The organism is Bradyrhizobium sp. SZCCHNS1050 (assembly GCF_032484785.1).
Lineage (GTDB): Bacteria > Pseudomonadota > Alphaproteobacteria > Rhizobiales > Xanthobacteraceae > Bradyrhizobium.
This window is the reverse complement of sequence record NZ_JAUETR010000001.1, coordinates 2,096,481-2,117,241: the sequence shown is the minus strand read 5'-3', so window position 1 is coordinate 2,117,241 and position 20,761 is coordinate 2,096,481. Positions and strand designations below refer to the sequence as shown.

The following is a 20,761-nucleotide window of genomic DNA, read 5'->3' as shown; positions in this document are numbered from 1 at the left end:
GCCCCTGCCAAATCTGGGAGCACCACATGGCCTACAAGAACTTCAAGCTCGAAACCGATGCCGACGGCATTGCGCTGATCACCTGGGACATTCCGGGCCGTTCGATGAACGTGCTCGACGAGACCTCGACCAACGAGCTCGAGGCCCTCGTCAAGGAGACCACTGCGGACGCCGCCATCAAGGGCGTCGTCATCACCTCGGCAAAGGAGGCGTTCTGCGCCGGCGCCGATCTGTCGATGCTCGAGGGCATGAACCGCATCTATCTGGACGTGCTGAAGAGCAAGGGCGAGGAAGCCGCCAACCAGATGCTGTTCGACACCAGCCGGCGGTTCTCGCTCATCAACCGGGCGATGGAAACCTCCGGCAAGCCGTGGGTCGCTGCGATCAACGGTCTTGCGCTCGGCGGCGGCTTCGAGATCACCCTGTCGTGCCACTACCGTGTCGCGGCCGAGAATCCGAAGACCCGGCTCGGCCTGCCCGAGATCAAGGTCGGCCTGTTCCCGGGCGCCGGCGGCACCCAGCGCGTGCCGCGCATCGTGCAGCCGCAGGACGCGATGAACCTGCTGTTGAAGGGCGAGGCGCTGACGCTCGACAAGGCCAAGGCCATGAAGCTGGTCGATGCGATCGTGCCGGCGGCCGACCTCATCAAGGCCGCGAAGGATTGGATCAAGGGCGGTGGCAAGGCCGTCGCACCGTGGGACGAGAAGGGCTTCAAGCTGCCCGGCGGCCCGGTGTTCTCGAAGAACGGCATGATGATGTTCCCGGCCGGCAACGCCATCTATCGCCGCGAGACCTACGACAACTACCCGGCCGCGCGCGCGATCATGAGCTGCGTCTATGAAGGCCTGCAGCTGCCGATCGATGCCGCGCTGCGCGTCGAATCGCGCTACTTCACCAAGATCCTGCGCTCGAAGGAAGCGGCGGCGATGATCCGCAGCCTGTTCCTGTCGATGCAGGAGCTCAACAAGGGTGCGCGCCGCCCGGCGGACGTGCCGGCGACCAAGATCAAGAAGATCGCCGTGATCGGCGCCGGCTTCATGGGCGCCAGCGTCGGCTACGTCTCGGCCCGCGGCGGCCTCGAGGTCGTGCTGATCGACCGCGATCAGGAGAGCGCCGACAAGGGCAAGGCGCATGCGCAGAGCGTGATCGACGGCCTGGTCAAGAAGGGCCGCGCCAAGCCGGGCGAGGCCGAGGCGATCATGGGCCGCATCACTGCGACCGCGGACTACGCGGCGCTGAAGGAATGCGATCTCGTCATCGAGGCCGTGTTCGAGGACCGCAAGGTCAAGGCCGAGACCTACGCCAAGGCGCAGGCCTATCTGAAGGACGGCGCGATCTTCGCGTCGAACACCTCGACCCTGCCGATCACCTCGCTGGCCGAGGAGTTCAAGGACCAGGGCCGCTTCATCGGCATCCACTTCTTCTCGCCGGTCGAGAAGATGATGCTGGTCGAGATCATCATGGGCAAGAACACCGGCGACGTCGCGCTGGCGACCGCGCTCGACTACGTCCGCGCCATCGGCAAGACGCCGATCGTGGTCAACGACTCCCGCGGCTTCTTCGCCAATCGCTGCGTGATGCGCTACATCGCGGAAGGCAACGAGATGTTCCTCGAAGGCGTGCCGCCGGCGATGATCGAGAACGCCGCCAAGATGGCCGGCATGCCGGTCGGCCCGCTGTCGCTGTCGGACGAAGTCGCGCTCGATCTCGGCCTCAAGATCATGAAGGCGACCGAGCATGATCTCGGCCCCAACGCGATCAACCAGGACCACAAGAAGCTGATGGTCGAGCTGGTCGAGAAGCAGGGCCGCTTCGGCCGCAAGAACGCCAAGGGCTTCTACGACTATCCCGAGAAGGGCAAGGGCCAGAAGAGCCTGTGGCCGGAGCTGCCGTCGTTGCAGCCGAAGCATCTCGATCCCGACACGCTCGATGTCGAGGAGCTGAAGCAGCGCTTCCTGGTGGTGCAGGCGGTGGAAGCCGCGCGCACCGTCGAGGACCACGTCATCACCGACGTGCGCGAGGCCGATGTCGGCTCGATCTTAGGGTTCGGCTTCGCGCCGTTCACCGGCGGCACGCTGTCCTACATCGACTTCATGGGGACGAAGAAGTTCGTCGAGCTGTGCCACAAGTTCACGGCGAAGTACGGCTCGCGCTTCGCCCCGCCGAAGCTCTTGGAGGAGATGGCCGCCAAGGGCGAAACCTTCTACGGCCGCTTCCCGCCGAAGAAGGCGGCGGCTTGAGACCGGAATGCTAGGCGGAAGCGAGCCGCGCTTGCTGTCCATTCCCTCCCCCCTTGTGGGGGAGGGTTAGGGAGGGGGGTAGCCACAGGCACCAGCGCTTGTGGCTACCCCCCTCTCTATCTCTCCCCCACAAGGGGGGAGAGAACACACTGCCCGAGAAGCAACAGCGAGTTCTTTCAAGATCTCGCTCACCCCGCCTTCATCAGCCCTTCCTTGGTCAGCGCCTCCTGCACCTTCGGCCGTGCGGCGACGCGGTTCTTGTAGGCCACGAGATTCGGCATCGCCGACAGGTCGAACTTCATCCGGTCCGCCCAGGTCAGGATGGTGAACAAATAGCCGTCGGCCACCGTGAATTGCTGGCCCATCAGGTAGTCGCGGCCGGCGAGCTGGCTGTCGATGTATTTGAACTTGCCCATCACGCGGTCCTTGAAGAACGCCTTGGCGTCGTCGGCGAGCACCGGTGAGAACATCGGGCCGAAATTCTTGTGCAGCTCGGAGGTGATGAAGTTCAGCCACTCCAGCAGCTTGTAGCGCTCGCCGCTGTCGCGCGCCGGGGCGAGGTTCTTGGTCGCCGCCTGGTCGGCGATCATCTGGACGATCACCGGGCCTTCGGTCACGATCTCCCCGCTCGGCAACCCCAGCGCCGGCACCTGGCCCTTCGGATTGATCTTCAGGTAATCGTCACCATTTTCCAGGGTCTTGGCGCGCAGATCGACCTTGACCAGGTCGTAGGGCAGGCCGGCTTCGAGCAGGGCGATATGGGGCGAGAGCGAGCAGGCGCCGGGTGAATAATAAAGCTTCATCTTGTATTCCCTCCGTGAGACCGTTTTGTCCTTGGAACCTATCGCGCGGTCGCACCCGCCCTTACATGCAGATGCATGGAATAGTCAAGATTGATGCAGCTGCATCGAATGCGCTAGACTGCGCATCCGAGGATACGAGCCGGCCCATGAAACGCAAACCATCGACCGAGGCGACCGCCGCCTGGATCCGCCTGATGCGGGTCCAGAGCCGGGTGCTGGACTGCGTCGAGCAGGAGCTGAAGAAGGCCGGTTTTCCGCCGCTCGCCTGGTATGATGCGCTGCTGGAGCTGTCCCGGGCGCCAGCGGGCGAGCTGCGCCCGGTCGAGCTGGAGCGGCAGATGCTGATCCCGCAATATTCCACCTCCCGGCTGATCGACCGGCTGGTCGACGAAGGTCTGGTCGTCCGGCGCGAATGCAAGATGGACAAGCGCGGCCAGTTCGTCGAGATCACCGAGGCCGGACGCGAACTGCAGAAGCGGATGTGGTCGGCCTATTCCGCCGCGATCGAGAAGCATGTCGGCTCCAAGTTGTCGGATACCGACGCTGCCAAGCTTTGCATGCTGCTGGATCGCCTTGGCTGCTCCTGTGGTCAGGCCGCTCCGTTGGCGGCCGGAGAGGGCGCGGCGACCCGATGAAGCATCCGTTCCCATTCACATCCGCGGCCCCCTGGGGTCCGCGGCCCTTCCTGTCACCACGCGCGACCCTCGAAGCGCTTCTGAACCGAGACTCCCATGGCGCGTGACCAGATCGATATGACCCCGCTGCAGTCGCGCGACGAACTGGTGGCGTGGCTCGCGGCCGGCGTGAAGCCGCCGTCCGCCTTCCGCATCGGGACCGAGCACGAGAAGACGCCGTTCACGCTCGACGGTCATCGCCCCGTGCCCTACGAGGGCGCGCGCGGCATCGGCGCGCTGCTCGAAGGCATGAAGCTTCTGCTCGGCTGGGAGCCGATCATGGAGCGCGGCAACATCATCGGGCTCTATGACGTGACCGGCGGCGGCGCCATCTCGCTGGAGCCGGGCGGCCAGTTCGAGCTGTCCGGCGCGCCGGTCGAGACCGTGCACCAGACGCATGCGGAACTGATGGCGCATCTGGCGCAGGTCCGCGAGATCGCGACTCCGCTCGGCATCGGCTTTCTCGGCCTGGGCATGACGCCGTCCTGGTCGCGCGCCGAAATTCCCCTGATGCCCAAGGGCCGCTACAAGATCATGACCAGCTACATGCCGAAGGTCGGCCGCTATGGCCTCGACATGATGTACCGGACCTGCACCGTGCAGACCAATCTCGACTTCTCTTCCGAAGCCGACATGGTCAAGAAGCTCAGGGTCTCGGTGGCGCTGCAGCCGATCGCGACCGCACTGTTCGCCAATTCGCCGTTCACCGAAGGCAAGCCGAACGGCTTCCTGTCGTTCCGCTCCGAGATCTGGCGCGACACGGACAATCAGCGCTCGGGCATGATCCCGTGGGCGTTCGAGGATGGCATGGGTTTCGAGCGCTGGGTGGACTACGCGCTCGATGTTCCCATGTATTTCGTGAAACGCGAGGAGACCTATATCGACGTCTCCGGCACCTCGTTCCGCGACTTCTTCGCAGGCAAGAACCCGGCGATGCCGGGCGAGCGTCCGACGCTGTCGGACTGGGCCAATCACCTCTCGACGATCTTCCCGGAGGTGCGCCTGAAGCGCTACCTGGAAATGCGCGGTGCCGACGGTGTGCCATGGGGCCGGCTGCCGGCGCTGCCGGCGTTCTGGGTCGGCCTGCTCTACGACGACGTCAGCCTCGACGCGGCCTGGGACCTGGTCAAGACCTGGTCCGCGTTCGAGCGCCAGAACCTGCGCGACGACGTGCCGCGCCTCGGCTTCAAGGCGCGTGTTCGCAATCGCTACGTGTTCGAGATCGCCAAGGAATGCCTGACCCTGGCGCATCTCGGCCTGCGCCGGCGCAGTCGCATCGACCATCTCGGCCGCGACGAGAGCCGCTTTCTCGAGCCGCTCGATCAGATCATCGATTGCGGCCGCTCGCCGGCCGAGGAGATGCTGGAGAAGTTCGATGGCCCGTGGGGCGGCTCGGTGGAGCCGGCCTACGACGAATATGCGTTCTGATCGGAACGGCCGAGCCTGCAGCCATCGCAGGTTCGCTGCGTCGCCTGTTCCGCGTTGAGGCGGTTGGCGGCTCGGGTCCGCTGTTTTTTGTTGCGATTTGTGTCCCAGGTTCGATTCAGCGCCTGGGCGCCGCTGCTTTGCCTTCCGCAGCTCCCACCGGTCCGGGCCGTTCATCCGCCATACAGGTTCGTGGCGATCAAATGACTGCCTAAAAACTCGTAAGAAAACTCGAACATTAACAATGGGTCGGATGGTTCAGCGGCGGCGCGTGGGGCGCTTCATCGGGGCATGGCTGAGGGTACTGGCGTGCCTGTTCGCGGCCGCGTGCCTGACGCCGGCTTCAGCCCAGACCTATTCCGATCGTCCCGGCGGCGACTACATGAGCGCGCCGATCGCCTCCGGCGACCCGGCCGATTGCGCGCTGTTGTGCGAGCACGACCGGCGCTGCCGCGCCTGGAGCTTCAACTATCCGACCGTGATGGAAGCGGGCGCGGTGTGCTGGCTGAAGAACAGCGTGCCGGCGCGCGTGCCGGACAATTGCTGCGTTTCCGGCGTGCGCGGCGCGGGCGTCGTCGAGATCCGCAATGATGCGGTCGAGACGTCGATCGACCGTCCCGGCGGCGACTACCGCAGCTTCGACATCAAGACCACCGATCTGAAGGGCGGCGAGAAGGCCGAGAAGGCCGCTGACAAGGGCAGCGACAAGGCCGCGGACAAGAAGGAAGAGAAGGCCGCCGACGCCGAGGACATCTGCAAGGCCGCCTGCACCGGCGACAACAAATGCCGCGCCTGGACCTTTGCGCGGCCCGGCTATGCCGGCAAGGAAGCGCATTGCTTTCTGAAGAAGGAAATCAAGCCGCCGCGCCGGCGGGCGGGCTTTACGTCGGGCGTCGTGCGATAGTGCGCGACGATGAGTCTCGCTCCTTCTTGTCGATCGTCAGAGCCACCGTTATTGCGAGCTCTCGCAATGATGCCAACTGAAGATGCGATGTCGAAGAAGCATCGTGCACCGGTGGCGCGCCAAACTCAGTCGTCATTCCGGGACGTGACGCGCAGCGGCACGGGCCCGGAATCCATAATCACGATGGTGGTTATGGATTCCGGGCTCGCGCTGCGCGCGCCCCGGAATGACGTATGAGAGAGGGGGCTCCCGATCCTGTCTGGTCGCGCTCAATCTGCCGCGGCTATCACTGTGATCTCAGGCCACAGCGCCTTCCAGCGGTCCGCCTTGGCCGTGTAGTTCGTCGCCGAGAAGTTGGCCGTGTAGTTCGGCCGCACGATCATCTGCGCGATGTCAGCGAGGCCCTTGGGCGCATAGAGCTCATATCCATCGGTAACGGGGCGGAGCCCGACCTGCGTGCTGACGGTGAGAAATCGGTCGATTCCATCGGTTGATCGCGACACGGCAGGGTAGGGCCGGCCGTGCTTGGTCGGATACCAGAGATGGACGCGGGCCTGGTTGCGCACCTCCACCTTGGCTTCGATGTCATGGAGGTAGGATGCGATGCGCCGGATGACGGCGTCCTCAGCATCCCACGACGTATCCGGATCGAAATAGAAGATGTCGTAGTCGTTGATGCCGTGATCGATCGGACGGCCGGTCCGCACGTTCCAGACGCTCTGAGTCAGGCAGCCGGCGACGACCCAGGCATCGGGCACGGCCGTTTCACGCAGCACGTGCATGATCGCGGTGTTGACGGGGTTGCGCAGCGCGGCTGCGATGAAATCGTCCTTGGTCATGATGGTCGAAGGCATCAGAACATGGGTGCCGTCGACACGTTCAATACACGAGATGGAGGACGGCGTGCAGCCCGTTTCAGCTGCGATCGAACACGGCGAGCGCCTTCTTCGAGGCCAATGCCCGCCACTGCCGGCGCAACAGCGGCTCTGCGTCGGCGCGCCTCGCCTTCGACAGGCGCAGCAGCACGATCGGATAGTCGCGGTAGTGATCGGTGACGTAGAACAGCTTCGGCCGGCTTTCCACCAGCATCGCGCGTTCGTCCGGCGGCACGCCCGGAAGGACGAGACTGTCCCCGTCCTCCTTCAGGCGCGCCAGCATCTTCTTGCGCACCTTCAGCGCGGGTGTCCCATAGGACGTGCCGGCCTCGACTTCCGGCCATGCCAGCGCAAGCGCCCTGACATCGTCGAAGGTCATCGGCGTTCGCTCAGCGCACCGCGGTGAAGAAGCGATCGAGCCGGAAGCCCGACAGCCAGGCCCAAACCGGCTGGTTCTTGAAGCCGAGGTCCCAGGAGCCGACCACGGCATCGGCGCGGCCGACGAGGTTGTCGATCGGCAGCAGGCCGACGCCGCCGTCGCGCAAGGCCACGCGGCTGTCGGCGGAGTTGTCTCTGTTATCGCCGAGCACGAACAGCTTGCCGGGCGGCACCGTCACCTCCGGCGTGTTGTCGAGCCGGCCGTTGTCGCGCATCTTGAAGATCAGGTGCGACACGCCATTCGGCAGCGTCTCGACGTAGCGATAGGCCGGCTCGTTGCGGCCAGTGTCGTCCTCGGCATCGCCGATGCCGTCGGGCTTGAGCGCCGCGGCCTGGCCGTTGATGTAGAGCTGGCCCTGGCGCATCTGGATGCGGTCGCCGGGCAGGCCGACGACGCGCTTGACCCAGGCCTGCGAGTTGTCGCCCGGCCAGCGGAACACGACGACGTCGCCGCGCTTCGGCGTCTCGCCGAACAGGCGTCCCGTCTCCGGCAGCGTGATCTGCATCGGCAGCGACGAGGTGCCGTAGCCATAGGGGAATTTCGACGCCAGCAGGGCGTCGCCGATCATCAGGGTCGGCTCCATCGAGCCCGACGGCACGTAGAACGGCTCGGCGATGGCGCCCTTGGCGACGAACACCACCATGACGACCGCGACGAGCTGCGCGAGCTGGCCGCCCCAGGTGCTTTCCTTGCGGACGCTGCCCGTGCGCGTCGCCTTGGTGGTCTTGTCCGTGGACATCTTCTCAAGGCTCATCGGCCCGTGCCTCCCACCGTAATGCGATCCATGCGAAGCGTCGGCTGACCGACGCCGACCGGCACGCCCTGGCCGTTCTTGCCGCAGGTGCCGATGCCGGTATCGAGCGACAGATCGTTGCCGATCATGCTGATGCGGTTCAAATCTGTCGGGCCGTTGCCGATCAGCATCGCGCCCTTCACCGGCGCACCGACCTTGCCGTTCTCGATCCTGTAGGCCTCGGTGCACTGGAAGACGTATTTGCCCGAGGTGATGTCGACCTGGCCGCCGCCGAAATTGACGGCATAGATGCCGTTCTTGACCGAGGCGATGATCTCGGCCGGGTCGCGCTCGCCGGCCAGCATGTAGGTGTTGGTCATGCGCGGCATCGGCACGTGCGCGTAGCCCTGACGGCGGCCGTTGCCGGTCGGCGCCATGTTCATCAGCCGCGCGTTCTGGCGGTCCTGCATGTAGCCGACCAGGATGCCGTCCTCGATCAGCACGGTCCGGCTGGTCGGCGTGCCCTCGTCGTCGATCGATAGCGAGCCGCGGCGCGAGGCCATGGTGCCGTCATCGACCACGGTGACGCCTTTGGCGGCGACCGGCTTGCCCATCAGCCCGGCGAAGGCCGAGGTCTTCTTGCGGTTGAAGTCACCCTCGAGGCCGTGACCGACGGCCTCGTGCAGCATCACGCCGGGCCAGCCGGCGCCGAGCACGACGTCCATCTCGCCAGCGGGAGCGGGGACCGATTCCAGATTGACCAGGGCCTCGCGCAGTGCGCCGTCGGCGGCCTCGCGCCACGCCTTGGTCTCGATGAAGCGGGCATAGGCCTCGCGGCCGCCATAACCCTTGCTGCCGGTCTCCTGGCGATCACCCTGGCCGGCGACCACCGAGACGTTCACGCGCACCAGCGGGCGGATGTCGCGATAGCTCTCGCCGTCGGGCCGCAGGATCTCCACGACCTGCCAGGTTGCGCCGAGGCTCACGGTCACCTGGCGCACGCGCGGATCCTTGTCGCGCAAGTAAGCGTCGATCTCGCCGAGCAGCTTGACCTTGCTTTCGAATCCGGGAGCGTCCAGCGGATTATCGTCGCCATAGAGCCGGACGTTGGTGTGCGGCGGCGGGCTCGCGAACGTGCCGGAATAGCCGCCGCGCACGGCGCTGACGGCATCGGCGGCGCGCATCAGCGCCGGCAGCGAGACGTCGGAGGAATGGGCATAGCCGACTGCATCGTCCTTCACCGCGCGCAGGCCGAATCCCTGGCTGGTGTCATAGGTCGCCTGCTTCAGCCGGCCATTGTCGAAGGTCAGCGCTTCGGTCTGGCTGTATTCGAAGAACAATTCGCCGTCATCGGCGCCAGCCAGGCCACGCGCGACCTCGCTCCGGACCGTATCACGGTCCAGATTGGCGCGTTCGAGCAGGGAAGTGGTGGGAGCAGTCATGGGTCAATCCGTTGTCGGAGCGTTCATTCCAAGATAGTTGTTTTGACGCCGGGGCGCGAGGGGCTGGATGATTACCGAACTGACATGGTTGAGATCGTTCCCATCACGTCCGCTCACATCGAGAGCTTCCACCGCACGCTCGATTACGTCGCGCGCGAACGGCGCTATCTGTCGTTCGTGCAGGCGCCGCCGCTGGAGTCGACGCGCGCCTTCATTCTGAACAACATCCACGAGGGATATCCGCAATTCGTTGCTCTCTCGGCCGGGGAGGTGGTCGGCTGGTGCGATGTGACGCCCAAATCGGGGCCAATCGATGCCCGGATCGGGGTGCTCGGCATGGGCCTAATGCCGCAGTTCCGGCACCAGGGCCTGGGCAGACGACTGATGGCGGCGGCGCTCGAGGCGGCGCGGGTGGCCGGCTTCTCGCGTGTCGAGCTCACGGTTTACCGCAGCAACACCAACGCCATCAGGCTGTACCAGAAGGCCGGATTCCTGCTCAAGGCGGTGCAGCCGCGGGAGCCCGGCGATGACGGGTTCGACAAGACCCTGCTGGTGATGGCGCTGGCGCTCGACGGGCGGCGCTGAGGCCGCGGGCGCGCATTCAGACGCGCGAACTCACGGCTCGATCACGGCATCGTGCTGCGAAGGGTCTGTCAATCGCGGCCGACGTCAGGGCAGCTTGTCGAAGCCTTCGGCGAGGCCGTTGAGGCTCAGCGGGAAGCCGATGCCTTCCTCCGGCGTCTCGAAGATGATGAAGGTCGCGGTCTTCGCCGTCTTGAGCTGGCCGAGCAGCTTGTCCTCCAGCACCACCTCGGCGACGCAGCCATTGGGCAGGCAACGCACGAAGCCGGCGCGGCCGACGTCCTGGTTGTCGAGCTTCAGGCCGAGGCCGGACGGCAGCAGCACGCCGAGCGGCGCCACCACGCGCATCAGCCGGCTCTTCTGGTCTGCGGTCTTCAGCATGATCACGGTGAGGCCGGCATTGGAACGGTCCTCGGCCACGACGCTCTGGATCAGCGCGCACTGCTCGCTCTGCGCGCCGGGCGGCGTGTCGCAGCGGATCTGCCAGTCGCCATGCACCGAGCGCACCGCGCCCTGCGCCAATGCGGCGTGCGGCAGGCCGATCACCGTCGCAGCGATCATCGCGACCGCGGTCGCCGCGGAGGTCATCGCGGCAACACGCGCGAGTCGCGCACGCACCGCGCTGAATCGGTACAAACGGCGCGAGTCATTCGCAGCTGGGGTCGACATGTCAGCTGTCCTGTCCGTTGAAACCCTGATCCGGGTCGGTGCCATGACAATTTCCTGTGGGTGATCTGCGCGTCCGACGCCATGATACGGCAATGATGGCGTCTTGAGGACAGCGTCACCGGCGTACGGCACGAAACGATACCAAATATGGCCGCACCCTGGTGGGCAGCTGCCGCCGCGCCTCGCCGAATCAGCCTCGCAAACGGCCGTGTCCCGTTTGCCTACATCGCGCCGCACGCCTGTCAAGCGCCCGTTGCCCGCGAAATCACGGCATGCGGCAATCTCCCGGAAAATACGCTTGTCGCGACGAACAGCGCCGCGCGCGATATCCGGCGCAAGACTGCATTGCGATAGATCAAGAATTATGGTTTGAGAAGAAAGATTTCGTCATTCCAGTGAACTGGCCCAGGTGCTTTTCTATGCATCCGCCCGAAGGCCATTTGTCAGGAGAGCGGATCGAACGGCGCGCCGCTGCGTGAAGCGGGCGGTGCGCTGAGGGGGAAAGTTCTGAAGGGAGCGCGACGGCATGAAGATGTCGAAAGGCCAATTGGGCGCCTTGCTGGGGTTGGCCGTAACGGGCATGACGCTCGTGTCGGGTGGAGCGGCGTTTGCTGAAACGGGCCAGCCGGCGCCATGGGAAGTCAAGCTGCAGGAGGCTGCGACGCCGGTGATGGAGAACATCACCTGGTTCCACGGCCTGCTGCTGACGATCATCACCATCATCACGCTGTTCGTGCTGGCGCTGCTGGTCGCCGTGGTGGTCAAGTTCAACGCGCGCGCCAACCCGGTGCCGTCGCGGACGACGCACAACACGCTGATCGAGGTGGCTTGGACGCTGATCCCGGTGCTGATCCTGGTCATGATCGCGGTGCCGTCGTTCCGGCTGCTGTTCCTCGAGCTCGATGTGCCGAAGGCCGATATGACCATCAAGGCCACCGGCAAGCAGTGGTACTGGAGCTACGCCTATCCCGACAACGGCAAGTTCGAGTTCGACTCGCTGCTGGCGCAGGACAAGCAGCCGCGCCTGCTCGCCGTCGACAACGAGATGGTCGTGCCGGTCAACAAGGTGATTCGCGTCCAGACCACCGGCGCCGACGTGATCCACTCCTGGGCGATCCCGTCGTTCGGCGTCAAGATCGACGCCATTCCCGGCCGCCTCAACGAGACCTGGTTCAAGGCGACCAAGGTCGGCATGTATTACGGCCAGTGCTCGGAGCTGTGCGGCAAGGACCACGCCTACATGCCGATCGCGGTGCGCGTCGTGAGCGACCAGGACTTCACCGCCTGGGTCGAGGACGCCAAGAAGAAGTACGCCAGCGCGCCCACGAGCACCTATGCGTCGGCTGCGGGCGTGTCGCAGTAGCCGAGCGGGATGAACGCTGAGATTGAGGGCCGCCTTGGCGGTCCACGGGGACACTGAGGATTGGACAATGGCGACGAACGCGACGACCCTGACCGGCCATGACGATCACGCGCACGACCATCCGACCGGATGGCGGCGCTGGATCTATTCGACCAACCACAAAGACATCGGCACGATGTATCTGATCTTCGCGGTGTGCGCCGGCATCATCGGCCTCGCCATGTCGGTCGCGATCCGCATCGAGCTGATGTATCCGGGTGTGCAGCTGTTCCACGAGAACCACACCTACAACGTGTTCGTGACCTCGCACGGCCTGATCATGATCTTCTTCATGGTCATGCCGGCGATGATCGGCGGCTTCGGCAACTGGATGGTGCCGCTGATGATCGGCGCGCCGGACATGGCGTTCCCGCGCATGAACAACATCTCGTTCTGGCTGCTGCCCGCCTCGTTCGCGCTGCTTTTGACCTCGACCTTCGTCGAGGGCGAGCCCGGCGCCAACGGCGTCGGCGCCGGCTGGACGATGTATGTGCCGCTGTCGACCTCGGGCCATCCCGGACCGGCGGTGGATTTCGCGATCCTGTCGCTGCACCTTGCCGGTGCGTCGTCGATCCTCGGCTCGATCAACTTCATCACCACCATCTTCAACATGCGCGCGCCGGGCATGACCCTGCACAAGATGCCGCTGTTCGTGTGGTCGATCCTGGTGACGGTATTCCTGCTGCTGCTGTCGCTGCCGGTGCTCGCCGGCGCCATCACGATGATGCTGACCGACCGCAATTTCGGCACCACCTTCTTCGATCCGGCCGGCGGCGGTGACCCGGTGCTGTTCCAGCACCTGTTCTGGTTCTTCGGCCATCCGGAAGTGTATATCCTGATCCTGCCCGGCTTCGGCATGATCAGCCAGATCGTGTCGACCTTCTCGCGCAAGCCGGTGTTCGGCTATCTCGGCATGGCCTACGCCATGGTCGCGATCGGCGGCATCGGTTTCGTGGTGTGGGCGCACCACATGTACACCGTCGGCATGTCCTCGGCGACGCAGGCCTATTTCGTCGCCGCCACCATGGTGATCGCGGTGCCGACCGGCGTGAAGATCTTCTCCTGGATCGCCACGATGTGGGGCGGCTCGATCGAGTTCCGCGCGCCGATGCTGTGGGCCGTGGGCTTCATCTTCCTGTTCACGGTCGGCGGCGTCACCGGCGTCGTGCTGGCGAACGCCGGCGTCGACCGCGTGCTGCAGGACACCTACTACGTCGTCGCGCACTTCCACTACGTGCTGTCGCTCGGCGCCGTGTTCGCCATCTTCGCCGGCTGGTACTACTGGTTCCCGAAGATGTTCGGCTACATGTACAACGAGACGATCGCGAAGGCGCACTTCTGGGTCACCTTCGTCGGCGTCAACCTGGTGTTCTTCCCGCAGCACTTCCTCGGCCTGTCGGGCATGCCGCGCCGCTACATCGACTATCCCGATGCCTATGCGGGCTGGAACCTGGTCTCGTCGATCGGCTCCTACATCTCGGCCTTCGGCGTCCTGATCTTCATCTATGGGGTGGTCGACGCCTTCATGCGCAAGCAGCAGGCCGCGAACAATCCGTGGGGACCGGGTGCGACGACGCTGGAATGGACCCTGTCCTCACCGCCGCCGTTCCACCAGTTCGAGGTGCTGCCGAAGGTGCAGTGAACCTGATCTCTCCGACGCGGCGCCATCCGGCGCCGCGTCGATCTCTGCCGGTGGCGCGCCTGGTGCCGCGCCGGAAGCGCGGTTCTGGCACTCCCTGTCCCAGAACCTTTTGAATTGAAGTCTGTGAATTGAAGTCTGGATTCGCCGTGTCGGTCATCGATCAGAACGCCATTGCCGTCGGCCCGCGGATTTCCGAGGCCGATGTCGGCGATTATCTCGCGCTGCTGAAGCCGCGGGTGATGTCGCTCGTGATCTTCACGGCGCTGATCGGCCTGCTGATCGCTCCGGGCCATTTCCACCCGGTGCTCGCCATCACCTCACTGCTGTGCATCGCGGTCGGGGCCGGCGCCTCCGGCGCGCTCAATATGGCGCTGGAAGGCGACATCGACTCGCTGATGTCGCGCACCGCCAACCGCCCGATTCCGCGCGGCCGCGTCACCCGCCAGGAGGCGCTCGCCTTCGGCATCACGCTGTCGTTCTTCTCGGTGCTAACGCTCGGCATCCTCGTCAACTGGTTCGCCGGTGCGCTGCTCGCCTTCACCATCTTCTTCTACGTCGTCATCTACACGCTGTGGCTGAAGCGCTGGACTGCGCAGAACATCGTCATCGGCGGCGCCGCCGGCGCCTTGCCGCCGGTGGTCGCCTGGGTGTCCGCCACCGGCTCGATCGCGCCGGAGCCGCTCTGGCTGTTCCTGATCATCTTCTTCTGGACCCCGCCGCATTTCTGGGCGCTGGCGCTGTTCCGCAGCGATGACTACGCTCGCGCCGGCGTGCCGATGCTGCCGGTGGTCGCCGGCCCCGATGCGACCCGGCTGCAGATCCTGCTCTACACCATCGTCCTGGTGGCGATCGCCGCCGCGCCGTGGCCGCTCGGCTATTTCGATGCCGTCTACGGTGTCGTCTCGCTGGCGCTCGGCACGGGCATGCTGTGGCTCGCGGTCGAGGTGTTCCGCAAGCGCGAGCGCAGCGCCTCGCTACGCGCCAACCGCAAGCTGTTCGCCTTCTCGATCCTTTATCTGTTCGTGCTGTTCGCTACGCTCGGACTCGAAGCGGTCGCGCGCATGATCGCGCCGCTGATCTGGTAAGAGGCGCGAGACTGGAAAACATGGCGACCACGATGGCAGATCCGAACGAGCAAGAGGGCATCGTCCTCACCGAGGCGCAGCTGCGCAGCCGCCGTCGCCGCTCGATCGCGATTGCGCTCGCGCTCGGCGTGCTGGTGGTGCTGTTCTTCGCGGTGACCATGGTGAAGGGTCCCGCGGTGCTGAATCGGCCGATGTAGAGACGTGATGCAGGACGGGACGAAGCAGACCGCGATGGAGACAACCGACCAGATCGTTCCGGCGACCGCGCCGGCCGCGCCGCGCCGCGGCCTCAGCCGCGATGCGCTGGTCGGCGGCATCTGCGGCGCCGTCGTGGTGCTGATGGTCGGCGCGTCCTATGCCGCCGTGCCGTTCTACAACTGGTTCTGCCGCGCCACCGGCTTCAACGGCACCACGCAGGTGGCGACATCAGCGCCATCCTCGGCGCCGCTGGCGCGCCGGATCTCCGTGCGCTTCGACTCCAATGTCGCCGGCGGTTTGCCCTGGAAGTTTGAGCCGGAGAAGACCGAGATCGAGGTCGCGATCGGCGAGGTGGTCACGGTCTACTACACGGTCACCAACCAGTCGGCGCGCACCACCATGGCGCAGGCGGCCTACAATGTGTCGCCGCTGACATCGGGCGCCTACTTCCAGAAGATCAACTGCTTCTGCTTTACCGAGCAGACCATGGCGCCGGGCGAGACCCGCGAGATGCCGGTGGTGTTCTACGTCGACCCGGCGATAACAGCCGATCACGAGAACGACAGTTTGAAGACGATCACGCTGTCTTACACCTTCTATCCCGTCCGCGACGCACCGAAGCCGGTCGCGGCGGGCGAGCCGGACAAACCGCGGGGCAGCCTATGACCGCGCGGACGTCCGATATTCGGGGACCATCGCCGTTGAACGACACCGTGCCGGCGCGACCGGCATCGATCTGGGGAGAGACTTGCCATGGCTGAGGCGCACGCCAAGCATCACGACTACCATCTCGTCGATCCGAGCCCTTGGCCGTTCGTCGGCTCGGTTTCGGCCTTCATCATGGCGTTCGGTGCGATCGGCTGGATGCACAAGATGTTCGGCGCCGCGCCGATCGTATTCGGCATCGGCACCATCGGCGTGCTCTACACCATGGCGAGCTGGTGGGGCGACGTCATCAAGGAAGCGCAATACAAGGGCGACCACACCCGCGTGGTGCAGCTCCATCACCGCTACGGCATGATCCTGTTCATCGCCTCCGAGGTGATGTTCTTCGTCGCCTGGTTCTGGGCCTATTTCAATGCCGCGCTGTATCCGAACTTCGAGGTGCAGGCCACCCGCGAGGCCCTGTTCGGCGGCGTCTGGCCGCCCAAGGGCATCGAGACCTTCGATCCCTGGCACCTGCCGCTGCTCAACACGCTGATCCTGCTGACCTCGGGCACCACGGTGACCTGGGCGCACCACGCGCTGCTCGAGGGCGACCGCAAGGGCCTGAAATATGGCCTGATCCTCACCATCCTCCTGGGGGCCACCTTCACCTGCGTGCAGGCCTATGAGTACAGCCACGCAACGTTCTCGTTCGCCGGCCACGTCTACGGCTCGACCTTCTTCATGGCGACCGGCTTCCACGGCTTCCACGTCCTGGTCGGCACGATCTTCCTGACCGTCTGCCTGGCGCGCGCCTATGCCGGCCACTTCACGCCCAAGCAGCATCTCGGCTTCGAGTTCGCCGCCTGGTACTGGCACTTCGTCGACGTGGTCTGGCTGTTCCTGTTCATCTGCATCTACGTCTGGGGCCACGGCGCCGAGGCGATGGCCCACGGCGCGCACTGAAGCCGGCGCGCACCGGTTCCGTCGAACGTGCTAAGAAGGGGCGGCCGTCGGGCCGCCCTTTCTCGTTGCAGCGGCGCCCGGCGGTTGATCGAAATGTGATCCGCTCTCGTCGCCTCCGGCTGTATCACCATGAGGCGTCGCGCGACCGCCCAGGGGGCAAGACACCATGACCATCCATCCGCCCGTCACTTTGGCCCAGACCGTCCTGCGCGGGCTCGCCTGCCGCTGCCCGCGCTGTGGCCAGGGCAAGCTGTTCGACGGCTTCCTCAACCTGCGCAAGCGCTGCGAAGCCTGCGATCTCGACTATGCCTTCATCGACACCGGCGACGGTCCGGCGATCTTCATCATGATGCTCGCCGGCGCCATCGTGGTCGGCGCCGCGCTGATCGTCGAGGTGAAGTATCAGCCGCCGTTCTGGGTCCATGCCGCGCTCTGGGGACCGCTGATCCTGGTGACGACGCTGCTGCCGTTGCGCGCGATGAAGTCGCTGCTCATCGCCCTGCAATTCCACCACAAGGCCGCTCCCGGCCGCCTGGTGGACAAGACGCCGCGATGAGCTGGCGCCTGCGCGTGCGAGTCGCACATCTGAGCGGCGCCGAAGGTGTGCTCCCTCCCCCCTTGTGGGGGAGGGCCGGGGAGGGGGGTAGCCCCAGCGGCAGTCTTTGTTGGGCCACCCCCACCCCCAACCCCTCCCCGCAAGGGGGAGGGGAGCGCACCGTTCGCTCCGGCAAAGCGTTCACCTCGCCGCGGACATCTCCGCAATGACGAGTGCTTCCAGCCGCAAAACGTCCTCCCGCGCCTTCGCCGCCTTCACCGTCGTCATGGTCGCGCTGTTCGCAGGCCTCGGCATCTGGCAATTGCAGCGCCGTGCGGAAAAGCACGCGCTGATCGCAGCGCTCACCGATCGCGTTGCTGCTGCGCCCGAACCGCTGCCGCCACAGACGGAATGGCGCATGCTGACGCCGGAGCGCGACGAATTTCGCCGTGTCAGCTTCACTGCCACCTACACCAGACTGCCGGACGCAATGGTCTACAGCGCCGGCTCCGCCGTGCGCGAGGACGTCTCCGGGCCGGGCACCTGGGCGTTCCTCCCTGCGCGCTTGCCGTCCGGCGAGACCGTCGTGATCGACGCCGGCTTCGTCGCCAACACGATGCAGGAACGCGCGGTGCAGGACCGCGCCACCGCCAAGCTCGTCACCGGCGAGCCCGTGACCCTGACCGGCTATCTGCGCTTTCCCGAGGCTGCCGGTTTGCTCACCGCGGCCGAGAGCCGCGAAAAGCGGCTGTGGTTCACGCGCGACCATCGCGCGATGGCCAAGACGCTCGGCTGGGGCGAGGTCGCGCCGTTCTACATCGATCTGGAATCGCCGGTGCCCGACAATGGCATTCCCAAGCCCGGCCCGCTGTCGCCGCATCTGCGCGACGAGCACATGCAATACGCGATCACGTGGTTCTCTCTGGCCGCCGCGTTGATCGTCGCGTTCGCGGTGTGGGCGCGGGGTCGGCGCGCAGCGAACCGATGAGCCCGTAGTCCGCGAAACGTCGCTTGACTTAGAGCGCACTCGAACCCGTAGCCTGCGTGGCGTCGTGAATGGAGATAGGGGCGCATGAAGATCGGCGAACTGGCCAGGCAGTCGGGGCTGACGCCCCATACGATCCGCTACTACGAGCGGATCGGGCTGCTGCCCAGGGCCGATCGCGATCATGCCCGCCAGCGGGACTACGACGCATCGATCCTGACCTGGATCGAATTCCTCGGCCGTCTCAAGGCCACGGGAATGCCGATCCGGGACATGCTGCGCTACGCCGAGCTGCGTGCGGGCGGCGCTGCTACGGAGCCGGAACGACGCCGGCTCCTGGAGCGGCATCGCGACGCGGTCCGGGTGCGCGTCGCCAGCCTGCAGGACTGCCTTCTCGTTCTCGACGGCAAGATCGCCGGCTATGCCGGCAGCAGCGAGAGGACGAACGATGATGACGCGATCCACGCCCAACCAGGCCACGACGACGAGCCCGATGCCAGGCGGCATGCCATCCGGCGCCAACAACGATCAGGATCGGCTGGCGCGCGGCCGGCGCGCGCTCGATAGCATCGACGGCGAGGCCGGCCGCAATGTGATCGCGGCGCTCGCCGACATCGCGCCGGATTTCGCGACCTACGTGATCGAGTTTCCGTTCGGCGACATCTATTCGCGCCCCGGCCTCGATCTGCGCAGCCGCGAGATCGCGACCATCGCGTCCCTGACCGCGCTCGGCAATGCCACCCCTCAGCTCAAGGTGCACATCCATGCGGGCCTCAATGTCGGCCTCAGCCGCGCGGAAATCACCGAGGTGATCATGCAGATGGCGGTCTATGCCGGCTTCCCCGCCGCGCTCAACGGCCTGTTCGCGGCCAAGGCGGTGTTCGCGGAAGCGGACGCGAAGCCCGCATGAATTCGGGCGCCCGCGGTGAGCACAGTCATGACGATGGCTGTGTGTTCTCATCGCCTGCGGACGCGGCCAAGGCCAGTGCGGCGATCGCATCCGCGATGGCCGCACGCATGTCGGGGGCCGCGATGCGACCATCTGCGGTCATTGCCGTCGGCGGCACCGGTACGGCGACGCAAGCCTCATCGACGATCGTCGCGCCCGCGCGCTCCAGCACCCTGCGCAGGTCGGCATGGGCGTCGTGCGCGCCACCATGGGCCGAGCAGTTGATCCAGCCGATCGGCCGTCGATAGAGGCTGCCGGCACTGACGGTCCAATCGATCATGTTCTTGAAGCTGCCCGGCAGCGAGCCCGCATATTCCGGGGTCGACAGCATGACGGCGCGGGCGTCGCCGAGCAGCTTGCGCAAGCGAATGACCGGCTCGGGCAAGGGATCGCAATCGTGGTCGGGATTGAAGTGCGGCAGCTCGCTCAGCCCGACGTAGATCGCCGGCGTGACATCCGCTGGCGCCAGCTCGGCCGCGGCGACGATCGCTGCACGGCAGGCCGAGCGGGCGCGCAGGCTGCCGCTGATCAGAACGATGAGCGATGTGTCCTGCTGCATCTCGGTCGACATCATCACGGCGTGCTCCGCTGGCGAACGAAGCGCTCGTTCTTGCAGCCCGCGCACTATGGCAGCCAAGCGCCCCGGGATTTCAAATCAAATCACGCGTGAATCAACCGGGCTCGCCCGGACACCCGGACCGGCGCGCCTGGAGGGCCGTCGAGATCGACCTGCAGGCAGCAGGGCACGCCCATGTCCTCGCCCTGGCGGATCACGATCGGCCCCTCGGTCGCCCAGGCGAGCTCGCGCAGATAGCCGGCCAGCGCCGCGGCCGCCGCGCCCGTCGCCGGGTCCTCGTAGACGCCGCCGAACGGAAACGGGTTGCGGGCGTGAAACAGCTGCGGCGTCTCGGCGTGTACGAGGGCGAAGGTGCAGAAGCGCTCACGCTGTGCCAGCACCTGGCCTCGAGCGAAGTCGTAGCTGATGGCAGCCAGGCGGCTGCGGTCGCGCAGGGCAATCACTGGATGATCCATGCCGGCGTGAGCGATCACCGGCGGGATCCGCTCGTCGAGTTCGTCTTGCGACAGCCCGAACAGCGTCAGGATCTTGTCGAGCGCCGCAGATGGCAGGGCCCGGGTCAGCGTCGGCGGCGATCGAAACGCCGCGCTCCAGTCGGTCGCCGAATGATGCCCGTCGACAGTGATTTCGGCATGGTTGAGCGTCAGTGCGAACGTGCCGGAGCGCTCGTGCCTCGCCAGCGCCGCGCCGAGCGCAATCGTCGCGTGGCCGCAGAAATCCACCTCGGCCTGCGGCGCGAAATAGCGCACCCGCCATTTGTCGCCGATGGGCGCCGCGAACGCCGTCTCCGAATAGCCGATCTCCGCCGCCGTCGCCTGCATGGTGGCGGCCTCGGGCAGCGCCTCGCAGATGACGACCCCGGCCGGATTGCCGCCGCGTGGGCCGTCGGTGAAGGCTGCGATGTGCTGGATGATCATGGAGGTCTCGCGCTCGATCTCTGTGTTGGCGATGCTAGGCTTTCAGCGCTCGCAAGTGAAGATGTGCAAGACGT

At 65.8% G+C, this 20,761-nt stretch carries 23 protein-coding genes; 15 read left to right on the top strand and 8 right to left on the bottom strand.

What is annotated here, in order from left to right; translation table 11 throughout:
- The first annotated feature begins 26 nt into the window (after positions 1-26).
- Positions 27-2,240, top strand: coding sequence for a 3-hydroxyacyl-CoA dehydrogenase NAD-binding domain-containing protein (locus QX094_RS09650; RefSeq protein ID WP_315717933.1), 2,214 nt, complete (start codon positions 27-29; stop codon positions 2,238-2,240).
- Between the two features lie 188 nt (positions 2,241-2,428).
- Here the strand turns inward: QX094_RS09650 and gstA are convergent, their stop codons facing one another.
- The gene (gene gstA, locus QX094_RS09645) at positions 2,429-3,043 is read right to left on the bottom strand and encodes a glutathione transferase GstA (protein WP_315717932.1); all 615 of its coding nucleotides are present in this window, start codon (positions 3,041-3,043) and stop codon (positions 2,429-2,431) included.
- Positions 3,044-3,189: 146 nt separating this feature from the next.
- Between gstA and QX094_RS09640 the strand changes: the two genes are divergently transcribed.
- From QX094_RS09640 to QX094_RS09630, 3 genes are all read left to right on the top strand, one after another.
- Entirely contained in the window at positions 3,190-3,678 is a 489-nt protein-coding gene (locus QX094_RS09640; RefSeq protein WP_315717931.1) for a helix-turn-helix domain-containing protein, read from the top strand.
- Positions 3,679-3,774: 96 nt separating this feature from the next.
- On the top strand, positions 3,775-5,145 hold the full coding sequence (locus tag QX094_RS09635) for a glutamate--cysteine ligase (RefSeq protein ID WP_316165580.1): 1,371 nt from the start codon (positions 3,775-3,777) through the stop codon (positions 5,143-5,145).
- A gap of 250 nt (positions 5,146-5,395) precedes the next feature.
- Complete coding sequence (locus QX094_RS09630) at positions 5,396-6,046, top strand: PAN domain-containing protein (RefSeq protein ID WP_315828023.1); 651 nt, start codon at positions 5,396-5,398, stop codon at positions 6,044-6,046.
- A 269-nt stretch (positions 6,047-6,315) separates the two neighbouring features.
- Here the strand turns inward: QX094_RS09630 and QX094_RS09625 are convergent, their stop codons facing one another.
- From QX094_RS09625 to tldD, 4 genes are all read right to left on the bottom strand, one after another.
- On the bottom strand, positions 6,316-6,885 hold the full coding sequence (locus QX094_RS09625) for a nucleotidyltransferase family protein (RefSeq protein WP_316165810.1): 570 nt from the start codon (positions 6,883-6,885) through the stop codon (positions 6,316-6,318).
- Between the two features lie 76 nt (positions 6,886-6,961).
- Complete coding sequence (locus tag QX094_RS09620) at positions 6,962-7,300, bottom strand: MmcQ/YjbR family DNA-binding protein (protein ID WP_315717929.1); 339 nt, start codon at positions 7,298-7,300, stop codon at positions 6,962-6,964.
- A gap of 10 nt (positions 7,301-7,310) precedes the next feature.
- Positions 7,311-8,099 (bottom strand): signal peptidase I, encoded by a 789-nt coding sequence (lepB, locus tag QX094_RS09615; RefSeq protein WP_316204550.1) that lies wholly within the window; start codon positions 8,097-8,099, stop codon positions 7,311-7,313.
- An 11-nt stretch (positions 8,100-8,110) separates the two neighbouring features.
- Positions 8,111-9,535 (bottom strand): metalloprotease TldD, encoded by a 1,425-nt coding sequence (tldD, locus tag QX094_RS09610; protein ID WP_316170721.1) that lies wholly within the window; start codon positions 9,533-9,535, stop codon positions 8,111-8,113.
- A gap of 84 nt (positions 9,536-9,619) precedes the next feature.
- Between tldD and QX094_RS09605 the strand changes: the two genes are divergently transcribed.
- On the top strand, positions 9,620-10,120 hold the full coding sequence (locus QX094_RS09605) for a GNAT family N-acetyltransferase (RefSeq protein ID WP_315751517.1): 501 nt from the start codon (positions 9,620-9,622) through the stop codon (positions 10,118-10,120).
- A gap of 84 nt (positions 10,121-10,204) precedes the next feature.
- On the opposite strand, the gene QX094_RS09600 is transcribed toward QX094_RS09605, so the two are convergent.
- The gene (locus tag QX094_RS09600; RefSeq protein WP_409999275.1) at positions 10,205-10,786 is read right to left on the bottom strand and encodes an invasion associated locus B family protein; all 582 of its coding nucleotides are present in this window, start codon (positions 10,784-10,786) and stop codon (positions 10,205-10,207) included.
- A 526-nt stretch (positions 10,787-11,312) separates the two neighbouring features.
- Here QX094_RS09600 and coxB point away from each other — a divergent pair.
- The 10 genes from coxB to QX094_RS09550 all read left to right on the top strand — a co-directional run bounded on the left by coxB (position 11,313) and on the right by QX094_RS09550 (position 19,154).
- Complete coding sequence (gene coxB / locus QX094_RS09595) at positions 11,313-12,149, top strand: cytochrome c oxidase subunit II (RefSeq protein ID WP_316175645.1); 837 nt, start codon at positions 11,313-11,315, stop codon at positions 12,147-12,149.
- A 67-nt stretch (positions 12,150-12,216) separates the two neighbouring features.
- Entirely contained in the window at positions 12,217-13,830 is a 1,614-nt protein-coding gene (gene ctaD, locus QX094_RS09590; RefSeq protein ID WP_315717924.1) for a cytochrome c oxidase subunit I, read from the top strand.
- 146 nt (positions 13,831-13,976) lie between these two features.
- Complete coding sequence (locus QX094_RS09585) at positions 13,977-14,915, top strand: heme o synthase (protein ID WP_315751287.1); 939 nt, start codon at positions 13,977-13,979, stop codon at positions 14,913-14,915.
- A gap of 20 nt (positions 14,916-14,935) precedes the next feature.
- Complete coding sequence (locus tag QX094_RS09580) at positions 14,936-15,112, top strand: CoxF protein (protein ID WP_315717922.1); 177 nt, start codon at positions 14,936-14,938, stop codon at positions 15,110-15,112.
- A 7-nt stretch (positions 15,113-15,119) separates the two neighbouring features.
- Entirely contained in the window at positions 15,120-15,779 is a 660-nt protein-coding gene (locus QX094_RS09575; protein ID WP_409977986.1) for a cytochrome c oxidase assembly protein, read from the top strand.
- Between the two features lie 87 nt (positions 15,780-15,866).
- Positions 15,867-16,724, top strand: a complete 858-nt coding sequence (locus QX094_RS09570) for a cytochrome c oxidase subunit 3 (RefSeq protein ID WP_315751289.1) — start codon at positions 15,867-15,869, stop codon at positions 16,722-16,724.
- A 166-nt stretch (positions 16,725-16,890) separates the two neighbouring features.
- The gene (locus QX094_RS09565) at positions 16,891-17,280 is read left to right on the top strand and encodes a DUF983 domain-containing protein (protein ID WP_316175647.1); all 390 of its coding nucleotides are present in this window, start codon (positions 16,891-16,893) and stop codon (positions 17,278-17,280) included.
- Between the two features lie 205 nt (positions 17,281-17,485).
- Positions 17,486-18,247 carry an SURF1 family protein gene (locus QX094_RS09560; RefSeq protein ID WP_316165578.1) on the top strand — a complete coding sequence of 254 codons (762 nt, stop codon included), beginning with the start codon at positions 17,486-17,488 and terminating at the stop codon, positions 18,245-18,247.
- An 84-nt stretch (positions 18,248-18,331) separates the two neighbouring features.
- Positions 18,332-18,811, top strand: a complete 480-nt coding sequence (locus QX094_RS09555; RefSeq protein WP_316187863.1) for a MerR family transcriptional regulator — start codon at positions 18,332-18,334, stop codon at positions 18,809-18,811.
- Positions 18,750-19,154: a carboxymuconolactone decarboxylase family protein gene (locus tag QX094_RS09550; RefSeq protein ID WP_315827985.1), complete on the top strand. Its 405-nt coding sequence runs from the start codon at positions 18,750-18,752 to the stop codon at positions 19,152-19,154. Before QX094_RS09555 ends, QX094_RS09550 begins: the two co-directional genes overlap by 62 nt.
- Positions 19,155-19,179: 25 nt before the next feature.
- Here QX094_RS09550 and QX094_RS09545 read toward each other — a convergent pair whose 3' ends face one another.
- Together QX094_RS09545 and QX094_RS09540 are read right to left on the bottom strand one after the other, a co-directional pair.
- A complete protein-coding gene (locus tag QX094_RS09545) occupies positions 19,180-19,767 on the bottom strand; it encodes an NAD(P)H-dependent oxidoreductase (protein ID WP_315828026.1) in 588 nt (195 codons plus the stop codon).
- A gap of 86 nt (positions 19,768-19,853) precedes the next feature.
- On the bottom strand, positions 19,854-20,687 hold the full coding sequence (locus tag QX094_RS09540; RefSeq protein ID WP_316187862.1) for a PhzF family phenazine biosynthesis protein: 834 nt from the start codon (positions 20,685-20,687) through the stop codon (positions 19,854-19,856).
- Between the last annotated feature and the right edge of the window lie 74 nt (positions 20,688-20,761).